Source organism: Desertivirga xinjiangensis, from assembly GCF_024436435.1.
Classification (GTDB): Bacteria; Bacteroidota; Bacteroidia; order Sphingobacteriales; family Sphingobacteriaceae; genus Desertivirga; species Desertivirga xinjiangensis.
The window spans coordinates 22,155-37,088 of the sequence record NZ_JAFMZP010000002.1; the positions used below are offsets into that span (position 1 = coordinate 22,155).

The 14,934-nt window shown below is 41.5% G+C and carries 10 protein-coding genes; 6 read left to right on the forward strand and 4 right to left on the reverse strand.

Features of this window, described 5'->3' with window-relative positions; translation table 11 throughout:
• Window positions 1-52: 52 nt before the first annotated feature.
• Window positions 53-1,441 (reverse strand): pectate lyase family protein, encoded by a 1,389-nt coding sequence (locus J3P37_RS04935; RefSeq protein ID WP_256009909.1) that lies wholly within the window; start codon window positions 1,439-1,441, stop codon window positions 53-55.
• A gap of 327 nt (window positions 1,442-1,768) precedes the next feature.
• On the opposite strand from J3P37_RS04935, the gene J3P37_RS04940 reads away from it, so the two are divergent.
• From J3P37_RS04940 to J3P37_RS04950, 3 genes are all read left to right on the forward strand, one after another.
• Window positions 1,769-3,550 (forward strand): hypothetical protein, encoded by a 1,782-nt coding sequence (locus J3P37_RS04940; protein WP_256009910.1) that lies wholly within the window; start codon window positions 1,769-1,771, stop codon window positions 3,548-3,550.
• A gap of 110 nt (window positions 3,551-3,660) precedes the next feature.
• On the forward strand, window positions 3,661-4,494 hold the full coding sequence (locus J3P37_RS04945) for a hypothetical protein (protein WP_256009911.1): 834 nt from the start codon (window positions 3,661-3,663) through the stop codon (window positions 4,492-4,494).
• A 2-nt stretch (window positions 4,495-4,496) separates the two neighbouring features.
• Window positions 4,497-4,979, forward strand: coding sequence for a GNAT family N-acetyltransferase (locus J3P37_RS04950; RefSeq protein WP_256009912.1), 483 nt, complete (start codon window positions 4,497-4,499; stop codon window positions 4,977-4,979).
• Here the strand turns inward: J3P37_RS04950 and J3P37_RS04955 are convergent, their stop codons facing one another.
• From J3P37_RS04955 to J3P37_RS04965, 3 genes are all read right to left on the reverse strand, one after another.
• Window positions 4,980-5,609 carry an NAD(P)H-dependent oxidoreductase gene (locus J3P37_RS04955; protein ID WP_256009913.1) on the reverse strand — a complete coding sequence of 210 codons (630 nt, stop codon included), beginning with the start codon at window positions 5,607-5,609 and terminating at the stop codon, window positions 4,980-4,982.
• Window positions 5,610-5,723: 114 nt separating this feature from the next.
• Entirely contained in the window at window positions 5,724-6,083 is a 360-nt protein-coding gene (locus J3P37_RS04960; protein ID WP_256009914.1) for an iron chaperone, read from the reverse strand.
• Window positions 6,084-6,133: 50 nt separating this feature from the next.
• The gene (locus J3P37_RS04965) at window positions 6,134-6,679 is read right to left on the reverse strand and encodes an SOS response-associated peptidase family protein (protein ID WP_256009915.1); all 546 of its coding nucleotides are present in this window, start codon (window positions 6,677-6,679) and stop codon (window positions 6,134-6,136) included.
• A 239-nt stretch (window positions 6,680-6,918) separates the two neighbouring features.
• On the opposite strand from J3P37_RS04965, the gene J3P37_RS04970 reads away from it, so the two are divergent.
• The 3 genes from J3P37_RS04970 (at window position 6,919) to cslA (ending at window position 14,751) form a co-directional block, all read left to right on the forward strand.
• Complete coding sequence (locus J3P37_RS04970; protein WP_256009916.1) at window positions 6,919-11,016, forward strand: hybrid sensor histidine kinase/response regulator transcription factor; 4,098 nt, start codon at window positions 6,919-6,921, stop codon at window positions 11,014-11,016.
• A gap of 172 nt (window positions 11,017-11,188) precedes the next feature.
• Window positions 11,189-12,607, forward strand: coding sequence for a sulfatase-like hydrolase/transferase (locus J3P37_RS04975; RefSeq protein ID WP_256009917.1), 1,419 nt, complete (start codon window positions 11,189-11,191; stop codon window positions 12,605-12,607).
• A 38-nt stretch (window positions 12,608-12,645) separates the two neighbouring features.
• The gene (gene cslA, locus J3P37_RS04980; RefSeq protein WP_256009918.1) at window positions 12,646-14,751 is read left to right on the forward strand and encodes a chondroitinase-AC; all 2,106 of its coding nucleotides are present in this window, start codon (window positions 12,646-12,648) and stop codon (window positions 14,749-14,751) included.
• The last annotated feature ends 183 nt before the right edge of the window (window positions 14,752-14,934 follow it).

A 14,934-nucleotide genomic window follows, 5' to 3' on the forward strand; every position in this document is an offset into this window, starting at 1 on the left:
GACAGATTTTACTTTACACTTTAAACTCCAACTTACCGTTACTACTTACCACTCATAACACCAGCTCATTCAGGTACTTTTCCAACATCGTATAACCGTCTTTTGCTACAGTATTCCTGTCTTCTGGTTGCCGGGGATTAAGATTGTTGTTTTTCTCCCAGTTGTCGGGCATCCCATCATGGTCGGAATCAAGGGGAGGAGTACCTGCTTTTAGCTCCGGCCAGCCACCCAGGCTTTTTTGAGAATCGATGATTCCCTTGTTGGCACCATAAGCTCCGCTACCTTTTGGTTTTGTTTTTCCTGATGCTTCGCTTACAATGCGCGTGTCAACTGCATCTCTTACCGGGAAAATTGCCCCGGCTTTAGCCAGTACAGATTTGTAGGCATCCTCTGCTGACTCGGTCACCGGTTTCTCGACTTTAAACTCGATGGGAGATTTGATATTCTCTGCAGAGCCTACTTTACTTACATCGATCGCTTTCCAGTTATCTTTATTGAGGGACTTGTCGCCTTCCATTATATTGCCTGAAATGAACCATTTGGCATATCCTTTAGCGGCACCTTTACGGGATTCGTAGGATGGGGCGGCAAAGTAACGGTCTGCCGAAGTTGCCGGTCCTGGTTTATAATAGTTATTAACCCAGTTTACCAGGCACTTCGCTTCAGGTGAATTTACTTCAAGTTCGCCACCATAAACCGCACCAGATTTCCCCCAGTTGTAGATCACATTATTCCGGTAATCGCATAGAGCCACTGTGTCATGAGATCTGGCTCCGTTAACACGTGGGGAGCGGCTTACATTGTTTGCAATAAGATTATGGTGATAGCTGGCATACTGCCCGCCCCATTGGGCTGCATAACTTCTTGCTCCTTTAGAATCAAAAGAACTATACAAACTTTCACTCAGTATACACCACTGTACCGTGATGAATTTATTATCATAGCAAGTATGGCTCTCCTCATTCGACCAGCTTAGTGAGCAGTGATCGATAATAACGTTTTTAGAATTTTCATTACCCAGGCTGGAAAGATCACTAAGTCCGGCTTCGTCGCCCGGTCTGAATCTCATGTATCTGATGATCAGATTGCTTCCGCTGAATTTAAGGCAGCCGTCTTTGATGCATATTCCGTCGCCAGGTGCGGTTTGTCCCGCAATGGTCATGTTAGACCGGCCAACTTTAACCAGGCCCTTAGTTAAAGCTATGGTTCCGGAAACACGGAAAACAATCGTGATGGGGTCCTTGCCTGGCGTGTTAAGTGCGGCGCGTAAGCTTCCCGGTGATTCATCCCCAAGGAGATTAGTTACTTCAATCACCCGGCCACCCCGGCCTCCTGTTGTGTGTTTACCATAGCCCTCTGCGCCTGGAAACGCAAGCTGCTGGGCGTTTACTACGGTGGTGAGGCTTAAAAATAAAAGTGCAGCGCTTAAGATCTTTCTCATAAATTGCTGTAGTTGGTTTAAAATTTAAGCAAAAGTAATGGACACAGCCTCCCGATTATGTAGCTTCTTTACTAAATATTGTAGGATGTTATTATCGTAATAAATCCACTTACTATTTCTTTTCTATTTCTTTACTGGCGCACGCGGTGCCGCGTGTACCAGGTTAGCTATCCAAATTTTCCTATATTGCAATCTTTGAAAAAGAGATGATCTGATCTTAGTCTTATCTGTATATGTTAAACTTTTTATCGTAAATGCTGTTCCTAATCTACCTATTTACAGCAGGTTTTCCCTGACCTAATATCAGGCCCTGCAATCTTAACCGGAATGGTCGAAAAAGAACATTTTAAACAATTTACAGCAACACATAAGACCATCCTATCGGTACTTGTAGTAGTAATTGGCTTATGCCTCTCTGTGACTATATACGTACACTTTCGTTGGAAGTCTGTTATTAGTTCAGAAATTAAAGCTGCGGTGAAAGAATCTGGTAAAGGACTCTATGATCTAAGTTTTGATGATATCAGTGTCAATCTGCTAACAGGGGATATAGGGTTTGAAAACTTGTATCTCAGACCAGACACTGCTTTATTCAGACGTTTGATGCAGAAAAATCTTGCTCCCCAGTATTTATTGACAATCAAGATGGATGCCTTGCTTCTCCGGGATGTTGGCTTCTGGGAGATCTATTTTCATAAAAAGATCGACTGGAGTTCTGTCGTCATATACAAGCCTGATATTATTGTCTCGCACAATAGATCGCATACTAGGAAAGATAAATCAAGGTCTAAAAATGTTTACGAGCTGCTTTCCGGTCTTTTGAAAACTGTTCTAATCAAAAGTATTGTGATAAAGGACGCTGATGTCAGCTACCGGAATGCCGGCACAAGTAAGGATGTTCTGAAGTTCAAAGGACTTAGCCTGAGGATCTCAGACCTGAAAATAGATTCGGCCAGTCACTTTGACCGCTCACGTTTCTATTATGCAAAGGACATCAGTTTAAATCTTAGTAAGCAGAAATTCGTTACGAAAAATAGATTATATACTATTTCTTTTGGAGGGGCAGAGGCTTCAAGTTCGGGGAGGTTCCTGAAGCTTGTACAACTAAAAGTAAAGCCAAATTATCCGGAGATGGCTTTTTCGAGGAAATTTAAGCAGCAGCATGACCGGTATGATATCAGTGTTAGAGAAGTGCTGTGCCGCGAGCTGATCTTTAACACTTTGCTTACCGATGACAGGCTGACAGCCCATGCTGTTTTAATCGATAAAGCGGATATTGATATTTTTATGAACAGGGAATTGCCCCCGGTTTCTTTTGATAAGGGCCGGAACTATCCCCACGTAGTTTTGAGGCGTTTAAAGTTGAATACATTGGTTGATTCGGTTATAATCAGGAATTCAACCATACGCTATTCGGAGTACAACCCAAAATCAAAAAGAAAAGGAACCGTATCTTTTAACCGATTTAATGGGAGTATTCTTAATGTAACGAATGATTCATCACAACTTTCTAAAAATAATTGGGCTCGGGCAACGATAAGTACCTGGCTAATGAACAAAGGAAAGATGGATGTGACCCTGAATTTTGACCTGACTGCAAAAAATGCTGATTTTAATTTTAAGGGCTCTCTTGGGCCGATGAATATGCCTGAGCTTAATGCAGTCAGCAAGGGTTTGTCGCTCGTTCAAATTGAATCAGGCAAGATAAAGAAAGTCACATTTAATGTGAAGGCAGACTGGCGACGCTCATCTGGCTGGCTTAAACTTTATTATAATGATCTGAAGGTTAATATACTGAAGGAAGAGGATAAGACACTCGAAAAGCGAGGCCTCATCTCATCGCTTGCAAATACTTTGGTGATCAAAAGTAGCAATCCGGATGATGATGGTGAACTTCGGGTAGGAAAGACAGTTTCGGAACGAAAGGACTCCGGCTCTTTTTTCAACCTGATGTGGACGTCTGTGTTTGCGGGGATGAAAGAAATAATGCTGGCTACTGCCGGCGATGTTGAAAAGCGGCAGGTACAACCAACCAAAAAGGAGCTCCGGAAAATGAAACGGGAGAAACGTAAAGCGGAACGAAGTTTAAAGTTGAAAGATCAGAGTTAAAAGTTAAAAGCACGGTTGCTAAGCTCTGAACTTTAACCCTTAACTCTCAACCCTCCTGTAGCGCAAGAGTAACTTTTATCGTAATAGTAAAAGTCGTTAACCAACTTTGTATGAAAAGAGCTTTACTAGCAATCCTTATTCTGCCTTTCTGCATGTCTTTGCAAAATTGCACAGAGAATGAAGTTACACAGCCCGAAGATTCTCCAGAAAAAAATCCTTCAAGCAGTGCCGAGCTTGTGAAATCAGTAACGTTCGATGTCGGAGTCACTCATAAACTTGAGTTTACTTATAACAGTGATCTGACTCTGGACAAGGTAACCTCTGGAAGCAGTAATCTGCCCTGGAAATACACGTCGGTTTTTAAATACGATAATGGCAGGTTGAAGGAATCGGTATTTGAATCGCAAAGCCCAACGAAGTATTCGTATCAGCAGAACAGGATCACACAAAAGAGCCAGTTTTCTGATAACCTGGAAACCACCAGGTACTTGTATACCTACAACAGCCAGGGACAAATCAAAGAACGAAAAATAATGATCGCTTTTGAGGGCGTATTATCTGTTCGTTCAATATGTACTTACACTTATGGAGCAAACGATGAATTGACTGAAACCAGAACAGATGCTTTCGACGAATCCGGATCCCAAACAGGTACAATTGTCCGGAAGATCGAGGGTTTTTCGAAAGAGCTGATTGTAAATCCATTTAGTTTGCTGCATCCCTTATACCAGCATCAGGCAACAGAATTGTTCGACGATGTAGTATTGATGAACACAAATAAACTTCCCCTTAAAATCAGCGAAAGCGGTAACGCTGAGGTAGGGCCGGTAACTTACGAATACGTTTATGATGTTACAGGGAAACGGATCGACAAGGTAAGGCTAAAAATTAAAATAGGAGATAGCGAACCATATTATACGGCAGGAGCTGTATTCCACTATTAAGAATGATGAACATCACAGATTTAAGGATCAGGCAGGGGACATTAGCGGACATGTATGAGATGCAAAAGCTATATGTGGATACGATTAAGAGTGTCTGTAAAAACGATTATAACCAGGAGCAAATAGCTGTCTGGACATCTTCCGTGGAAAATACCAGTCGCTGGTTGAGTATTTTCGATAAGCAAGACGTTATTACTGCCGAGTACCATGACACGATTGTAGGGTACTGCAGCTTAGATACTGGCGGCTACCTTGACCTTTTTTATGTACATAAGGATTTTCAAAGAAAGGGTATCGCTAATAAGCTGCTGCATGAGGCTGAACAAAGAGCAATCCAGCTGAACTATGACGTTCTCACTGCCAATGTAAGTATTACCGCAAAACCTTTCTTTGAAAGGAATGGCTTCGCGGTAATCAAAGAGCAGGAAAATGTTATCAAAGGGCTTGTTATTGTAAATTTTAATATGTTGAAGCCCCTGGCCTAATTAAATAGTAAGAGGATTTTGTTCTGCTTGTTGCTCTGCAAAAACTCTGTTTAAGTGATCTTCATATCTTTTCAGGTCCTTTACGATATCAGCATTCTTTTCTACATCATGAAAATGAATGCTTTCCAGAGGCTTCATACCTGTAAACGCGTTCATGCGGTGGAAACCAAACAAGGGGCCCTCATCTACGCTGTGTTCATTAAAGAACTCGCCAGGTATCGTAAATGCAGTTTCAGGGGCGTTCCAGGACGTTGTGAGCATATAATGCCTGCCATGCAGACTGCCTCCGGTACCGTAGTTAATCGCCGGGTTGGCTGATGAACGGCCATCACTCCGGTATATGCCTTTCTGATGTCCTTCCGTGAAAACAACATCAATATACTTCTTCAGACCGTGAGGAACCTGAAACCACCAGATCGGAGTGTGGTAGATCACCACATCTGCCCATACGTAATTTTCAACTTCTCTTGCTGGATAGTATTTTTCGTTTATATCTGTAATCCGTATTTCATAGCCTGCTTGCGCTTCAAAGAAAGCTTGGGTAGCTTGAGTTACAGTTTTATTGAAGCGTCCTCCGGAATGCCCGAAAACCTGCCCTCCGTTTATAATAAATACCTTCTTTGTATTCATTTTATTTTAATTGATGACACAAAGATAGATTGGGTTGAATCTTTATTAAAATAGTATGAGTTATACTCATCTATCATTTTTATAATAGAGGCCTACCTCTAAAGCTTTGGAAACTCATTTTCCGAAGTTTTCCTCCAGACGGAATTTTACGATTTTGGTGATCAGTCCTAAAGGCATAGGTTCAGTTAAAGGGAATTGAATGGAGCCCTTCCCCGTCTTGTATCGTGATAGTTCGTCTTTGAACGCATCGTTTCCTTCCGGAAGTGCGTAAAAACCTATATGTTTCTTAAAAGCCGCAAAGTAAACAAGTGGACGTTTATTCCAGGAAAACGCAGGCATTGCGTAGCTGATCGATTCTGAGGCTTCAGGGGCAGCTTGTTTAATCGTGATTCGAACTTGTTGCAAAACCTTCTGTATATCTTCGGGAAAACCGGCTATATATTCATCGATCGTTTTAAATTTGGCTGTTTCCATACCTAAAGTTAGGAAAGAGAAACAAAGATCAATGGGGCGGGATGATTATTTTAGGATTTTAATGATTGTATAAACTGAAGCCTTTGCTTCAAGTCGAGACTCCCCGAAATCCATGAGTTTATTTGATTCGCGGTCAAAAGCAATGGAATTCTTCCACCATCCGGTTCCGATTCCATACTAAGTAAAGTACAACTAAACAACGTAGCCGCCATTAAAGGGTCTTCAGTAACATCCCATACACCTGCAATGAAGGCTAAAGGCCCCTTGTCGCGCGACTTGAAAGATCGCTTTTTTTTCGATTCTTCATGTTCGATATCAATCGAATTGCAAATGATCACACAAAAATTCTTATTGCTCATTGCTTGCATGAACAGATCCTGATTGACTTCCTTTTTCAATGAATAGTGAGAATTTTTGCTCAAAGGAAAATATTGAAGCTTACCCGGGCATTCATCCGTAATAACAGGCACTGAAAATCCGAAAGCTGCAGCTGGGTTTGACTCAGCAGCTTCTCCTTTGAACTCAAGGTTCAACGTGGATGTAATGAAAAAGGAGGAAGGAATGTTTATTGTCTCCTTAAAGTTGTCATTATTCATGGGCAAGGAAGTAAGTCTATTTATCTCTTTGTATAAAGAATATAAAGAAATAGCTGCCCTATTGTTTGAGAAAGAAATGCTAAATTAAAATATGTAAACTTGACTTCAATGTTAAATTGAGGTGATTTTTAACTACTTTTGGAAAGCAGCGATCCAATTCAGCTGTATCCTAGTCCTTATATTGAATAAGCATACTTAATCCTACTTAATTGTACGTAATTATCTGGCAGCATTGGTTAATGGATAGAATATTTAGTGTTTTTTGTTTGATGTGCTTTTCTGTTTGTTCCGCTTTTGCTCAACCCTTTGAGCATTTGTCGGTAAATAACGGGCTCTCTCAAAGTACTGTTTTAGCAATTCATCAGGATAGCCGGGGATATATGTGGTTTGGCACACGTGATCGCTTAAACAGGTATGATGGCCGCAACTTTAAAATCTATACCAGCGATCCAGCAGACCAGCGAACAATCAGCACTGATGATTATATTTATGCGATTACAGAAGATTCAGAAGGCAAACTTTGGATTGGAACTCAAAGCGGTGTAAACTGTTATTCGTCTGAATTTGATTCCTTTGAGAGGATCCTATATAATCCATCAGACAAGAACGGCTTGAGTTTTTATGCAGTTCTGGCATTACATATTCCTAAGAGCGGTAGAGTTTGGTTAGGAACCAATGGAGGACTGAGCATGCTGCCCCACTCCAGGTCAAGAACCTTTAAAAATTTCTATGTTAAAGACGGGCTGGCAGATAATCAGGTTTATGCTGTATTTGAAGATTCTAAAGGAAATGTTTGGGTAGGGACATCTAATGGCTTAACTCTGATGGTTCCCGCGGGGGACGGAAGTTATCGCTTCAAAACCTTCCGTTACTCGCCTGATAAAGAGAATACTATAAGCTCTGATTATATCAAAACCATTGCCGAAGACCGTAAGGGCAGGATCTGGATAGGGACAGAAAAGCATGGATTCAATCTCTTCTTGCCAGAGACAAGCTCATTTAAACGATTCAAATCCAGCTATTCAAGCCCTAATGGCCTGAGCGGAAATTTCATCAGAAAGATTACACCTGCCAAAGATGGCAGGCTGCTTATCGCAACCATGTCCGGATTGAATATTTTTAATCCGGAAACTTCACAATATCAGGTATTCAAACACGATTTCGAGAATCCAAAGAGCTTGAGTGACAATTCCATTAAAGATGTGATCGAAGATAAACATGGATCTATCTGGGTGGGAACAATGTTCGGAGGTGTAAACGTTGCTCACAAAAACACTGTCCCATTTAATGTTTTTACTTACAACCGGTACAGAAATAGTATCAGCAGCAATATCATAAGCGTAATTGCTGCCGACGAAAATGATAACTTATGGATAGGAACAGAAGGGCACGGACTAAATTTCTATAATAAGCAAACGGGGCAATTTAAAAGTTATACTAATGACCCCTCAAATTCGGGAAGTATAAGGTCGAACACCATAAAGGCAATATTCAAGGATTCCAAAAACCAGATCTGGATAGGTTTGTTCGAAGGCGGGCTTGAACTGTTTAATCCTGTTGACCAGAGTTTCAGGCATTTCAGGCCAGATCGGAAGAACCCTAAAGCGCTCGGTTTTGGATATGTGAGTGCCATTACCGAAGATAAGAAGGGGAGGTTATGGGTTGGAACTTCTACTATGGGTCTGGACCTCTACAATCCGGAAAGCGGAGGCTTTATACATTACCGGGAAAAGGCTGAGTCCTCACAAAATCGTATCGGCAGTAATTATATCCGGGTTTTGTATACTGATAGCAAGGGGGGATTATGGGTAGGCACTGCGGCAGGTTTAAATTTCATGAGCCCTGGTAGTGATCGCTTTGTACAATTTAAAAAGGGGACAAATGGTTTAAATGCAAATTATATAAACTGTATAAAGGAAGATCATAAAGGGAATATCTGGATAGGTGCACATAGAGGAGGAATAAGCCGCTTCGATATAAAGAAAAAGCGATTCAGTAATTATACCAGTGCCGATGGCCTGGTAAGCGATAACGTTGTAGGTATCGAAGAAGATAATGAAGGTAATCTATGGATAAGTACAGACAGAGGGCTCTCCAAGTTGAATACCAAAGAACGTTCCTTTAAAAATTATTATGCCAGCGATGGTCTGCCTACCAATGAGTTTAACTATAATGCTACCTATAAAGATCAAAAGGGAACACTTTACTTTGGAAGCTACAATGGGTTAGTCACTTTCTTTCCTAAAAACCTTCAAAGTAATAAATCGATCCCCAAAGTTTATATCTCAGGTTTAAGTCTCTTCAATACTCCGGTGAAAATTAACGGTCCAGACAGTCTGTTGAAAAGGGATTTGCCATTTACAGACAAGATTGAGTTCAAAGCGTCGCAAAATATTTTCACTATTGATTTTGTATCGCTGAACCTCATCCATCCTGAGAGAAACCGTTACGCGTATAAGCTTGAGGGGTTTGAGAAGGACTGGAATTACGTTCGAAGGCCTGCTGCCACTTATACCAATCTGCCTTCAGGAACGTATAGATTCCTGGTTAAAGGAAGTAATAACGATGGTGTATGGAATCCCGAGCCAACAGCTATTACTATTAAAATCCATCCGCCTCTCTGGAGAACGTGGTGGGCCTACCTGATCTATTTCGCAATATTTGTTACTGCCTGGTACTATATCAACAGGTTTTTAAGACGCCAGGAACGTTTAGAAACTGATCTCTATTACGAGCATTTGAATAACGAGCGGCAAAAGGAATTATACCAGTTAAAACTGGATTTTTTCACAAGGATTTCGCATGAGATCAGAACTCCGTTAACATTGATCTTTGCTCCGCTCGAAAAAATAATTGATGCCACGAAGAATAATCCTGTGCTGAACTACCAGTTACAGAGTATCAAAAATAATTCCGACAGGCTTTTGAGACTGATCAGCGAGTTACTGGACTTCCGAAAAATTGAGACAGGTAATCTGAAGCTCCATATCAGCAAAGTAAACCTGGTAGATTTTTGCGCAAATATTTGCAGAGCTTTTCAAAGTCAGACAGCGGTTAAAAATATCAGTTTGTCTTTTGATTGTGATGACGAGCTGATCGAAGGATATATTGATACCAGCCAGATGGAAAAGGTGCTCTTTAATCTTCTTTCAAATGCATTCAAATATACTCCTGAGAACGGCGCTATTTCTTTTAAACTGGTATCCACAGAGCAGCACCTGCAGTTTATAGTTAGGGATAGCGGGATTGGAATTCCGGAAGAAGAACAGGCCAGGGTGTTTGATAATTTTTACCAGGTTGAAGCGAAGAATAATCAACCGGTAGGCTGGGGAATAGGACTGGCACTCGTTAAAAATATTATTGATCTGCATAAAGGTGAAATTGCTTTAAAGAGCCGGTCTGCAAAAGAAGGAATCGAAGGCTTTACTGAATTTACTATTACTTTACTTAAAGGCCATCAGCATTTTTCGGACGAGGAATTACAAGCCGGCGAAAAAGCGGAGGAAAGATCATTTAATTTCACTGATCCGGTTCAGGTTCCCTTTAAAGAAAGTTTGCCACCTGCCGAAAGACAACATAGTGTCCTGGTAGTGGAGGATAATGACGAGCTAAGACAATTCATAGTCAGGTCTCTGGAACCATCGTACGTGGTTAAGGGCTGTTCTAATGGCATCGACGGCTTAAATGTTGCCCGCGAAGAACTTCCTGATATCATTATTACGGATGTAACTATGCCTGGGATAGATGGTTTTCAACTTTGCTCTGCGCTTAAGCAAGACGACATTACCAGTCACATTCCGGTGATCCTCTTAACAGCGATGGCTTCTCATATGCACCAGGTAAGTGGCCTCGAATCAGGCGCTGATGTCTATATTACCAAGCCTTTCAGCATCCAGGTCCTGGAACTTAGCCTGAGAAATCTGTTGGTTTCAAGGGAGGCTCTAAAAGAGAAATATAGCAGGCAGGTAATGCTCATGCCCAGGAAGATTGATATTGAATCACCGGATGAGAAGTTTCTTAACAAACTAATGTTGATTGTTGAAGAAAAGATGGAGGACCCGGATTTTAATGTAAGTAGCCTGGTGGCTGAAATCGGTATGAGTCAGGCTGTGCTTTATAAAAAAATCAAAGCACTAACCGGAATGACCATAACAGACATGCTCAAGTCTTTAAGATTAAAAAGAGCTGTACAGCTGTTGGAAGAGGGCCTGAACGTTTCCGAAGTAGCGTATTCCGTTGGATTCAATGACCGGAAATATTTTAGCAAAGAATTTAAAAAACAGTATGGGAAAACGCCATCTGAGTTTTTGGATCAAAAGGAACGACAAGGGAATTAAAACAGCCGGCAAGCTGGCGCGCTTTAATAACCATTTGGGAAATGACAAACCTGGCCTGGAATGAATCCATGCCCCCATTTTGACGAATATCTCACCTTTGATGCGGTCTTTTTCTGGAAAATTTGAAGCAGCACCAATTGTTTCAGGCTTGTCCTGTCCAGTCTCAAATTCTATGAATATAGGAATCAAACAGTTTGTAGTCATCGTCTGCCTGTTCTGGAGTCCCGGTAAACTGGTATCCCAGGAGAAGATCAGATCAAAAGAGCCCAATATAATTGTCATTGTCAGCGATGATGCCGGATATGCAGATTTCGGCGTTTATGGGGGGAAAGAAATTCCCACACCCAATATTGATCTCATTGCTGGAAATGGCATACTGTTTTCTGACGCTTATGTAAGTGCATCGGTTTGTGCACCATCCCGTGCCGGAATCTTAACCGGGCGTTATCAGCAGCGATTCGGATTCGAACATAACATCTCTAATAAGCCTGCAGACGGCTACCAGTTAAGCGACATTGGTCTCGATCCGAATGAAAAAACTATCGGCGACCATATGAAATCAAACGGGTATAGAACCATAGCTATCGGTAAATGGCATCAGGGTGAAGAAGAAAAGCATTTTCCTTTAAACAGGGGCTTCGATGAGTTTTATGGTTTCCTGGAAGGACACCGTGATTTCTTTGCCTATAGGAAAGAACGGGCCAGGAAGTTTGCGATGTTTGATAACCATCAGATCGTTCCGGAATCAGAAATAGGCTATCTCACTGATATGTTCACCGAAAGAGCTTCCCTATTCATCACTGAAAATCAGGACAAGCCATTTTTTATGTACCTGGCTTATAATGCAGTTCACGTTCCGATGAATGCAAAACCAGAACTCATGAACAAATTTTCATATATTCCCGACAAAGGCCGCAGGGCCTACGCAGCAATGATGGCATCACTGGATGAGGGAGTTGGCAGCATTGTGAATGTTTTACAGAAAAATGATCTGTTTGATAACACGCTGATTGTCTTCATCAACGATAATGGTGCTGCCACGGGGAATTTTTCAGATAATGGTCATTTAAGAGGATTAAAAGGCTCTAAATGGGAAGGAGGGATAAGAGTTGCCTGTTTAATGCAATGGCCTGGCCATATCCCGGCAGGCAAGAAATATAACCAGACCGTTTCGGCCCTTGACATTGTTCCGACTGCAATTGCGGCAGCGGGAGGCAGGCACGCTGGTATTAAACCACTTGATGGCAAAGATTTACTTCCTTTTATCTCTGGACGGAATGACAAGACACCTCATAAGATCCTTTTTTGGCGAAGGGGAGTTGCTGCAGCCGTGCGCAACGGTGAATGGAAGCTCATTCGCAGCGGGCCGCAAAATCCGGTATTACTTTTCAATCTTAAAAAAGATATTTCGGAAACTACGAATCTGGCTTCCAGATATCCTGCAAAGGTAAAACGACTGTCAGAGCAGCTGGAAAAATGGGAAAAAACAATAGATAAGCCTCATTGGGAGAGTGCTTATGGTGACTACAATCAGATCATGAAACACCGCATGGAGGTATCGGGCAGGGAGATGGAGCTTAAATATCCCTAATACCCGTGTGTAATACAGATGATTATTAAATGAAAACAATGACGAGATCAAGGAAAATATTCTGCTTATTATCTTTAATGTTAGCCTTACCTGTTTTAGCAGACGCTCAAGCTACATACCCATTTGGCACTATTATCAAAAGGGTGTTTGAAGACGTCAGTAAAAATGCAAAAAACGTAGAGAGACCAGCTGAAAAAGCCCTGGGAAGCTTACAAAAGGATGGAACCTGGCCTGATATAAATTACGGAGATCAGTCAATTACAAACTGGCAGCCTGCTGAGCATATCGGCAGAACGCAAGACCTGGTTCAGGCTTATACCAGCAAAGGAAGTATGTACTATGGCAGAGAGGATTTGTACGGTTCCATTATAAAGGCTCTTAGCGTTTGGTTTGAGAAAGACCCTAAAAGCGGTAATTGGTGGCATAATGAAATCAATATGCCGCAAAGGCTGGGAATAACCATTATTCTTATGCGATTCGCAACGAAACAACTTCCCGAAGAACTGGAGAATAAGCTTTTTGAACGTATGAAGAGAGGTGATGTTGAAGCAAAAACAGGTGCTAATAAAACAGATATTGCTACGCACTTTTTTTACAGGGCTCTTTTAACTGAAGATAAGGAGCTCCTTGAATTTTCTTTAAATGAACTTTTTAAACCTGTAAGCCTGGTAGATGGCGAAGAAGGTTTGCAGCATGACTTCTCGTACCTTCAGCACGGCCCCCAGCTGTATATCAGTGGATACGGAAGTGTTTTCATATCGGGCGTAATAAAAATAGCGAAATATGTGGCTGGTACGCCCTATGCATTAAGTAAAGAAAAGTTAGCCCTGTTTTCCACTTTCTACAGGGATACTTATCTGAAAACTCTGAGATCAAGATATATCGACTTTAACGTTGAAGGGAGGGGAGTGAGCCGGCCGGGCATTTTACGTAAACCATCAGAAAAGTATCAATTAAACAACATGGTATTGATTGATCCGGAACATACTGCCCAGTTAGAAAACGAAAGGTTACGAGTAGACAGCTCCGTAACCGAGCCTTATAAAGTTCAAGCTTTTCATAAACATTTCTGGAAAGGGGATTATACCCTGCATATACGCCCGGAATACTCTTTTAATGTAAGGATTGCGAGTGCCCGTACAAAAAGGAGTGAGATGGGCAATAAGGAAAACAATTATGGCCGTTACCTTTCAGACGGGGCAACAAATATACAAGTCAGGGGGCCTGAGTATTATAATATTATGCCTGTGTGGGAATGGGATAAGATCCCTGGAACAACCAGTAAGGATCATAACGAAGACCTTAAGATGGAAGTGAACTGGGGGGAAACCGGCCGTAATGAATTTGCCGGCGGGGTTTCAGATGGCGTTTACGGAGCTACGGCCTATCAGCTGGATTATGATGGTGTGAAAGCAAAAAAGTCCTGGTTCTTTTTTGATGAAGAGGTTGTTTGTTTAGGAGCTGATATTAATTCTTCAGCCTCTGAGGCCGTCACTACATCTGTTAATCAGGCCTGGCTCAATGGAAATGTAAGTACATCGCTGGGTAAAAGTTTCAAAAAAGAGAGTTTTGAAGAGCTTAAGTCCGGGGCGAACAGTTGGGTGTTGCATGATAACGTAGGGTATTATTTTCCACAGGAGACCAATCTGAAAATAAGTACGATGGAGCAATCCGGGAACTGGTTTAAGATCAATAATTCCCATTCGGCTAATAGGGTTTCAGGAAATGTATTCAAATTATGGATAGACCATGGAAGTAAACCAGCTTCAGCTAGCTATAGTTATATTGTGTTGCCGGCGATTAAAAATATAAAGAGCTATAATCCCAAAAACTTAAGTATCATCAGCAATACCGCGCAGAATCAGGCTGTTTATCATAGCGAGTCTAAAATATTTCAGGCGGTGTTCTATGTGCCGTCTTCCGTAGAAATTAATAATGCGGTTATAACTGTTAATAAACCTTGCGTGTTGATGCTTAAAGAAGCTAAAGGAGGCAAATTTGATTTATTTGTTGCTGATCCTTTGCAAAAAGAAAGCAGTGTGGTGGTTAGCATGAAGGATGTTAAAACCGGGAAGTTGAAAAGTGTAAGTGTTGAGCTCCCGGGAGGTGCGTATAAAGGAGATACAAAAAAGGTTGGGTTCTAAACTGTAACCACAAATAACCACAGAGGACATGGGGAAGCCACAGAGATACCTGTGCCGTCTGTGTAATTCGTCATTGTATTCCCTGATTAATCCTTGTCTTTCATTCAACAAGGAATCTCTACCCCTAATCAAACGATTTTATACCCCTGTTTGGCTTCCTAATTTCCCAGATTCGTTATCTGG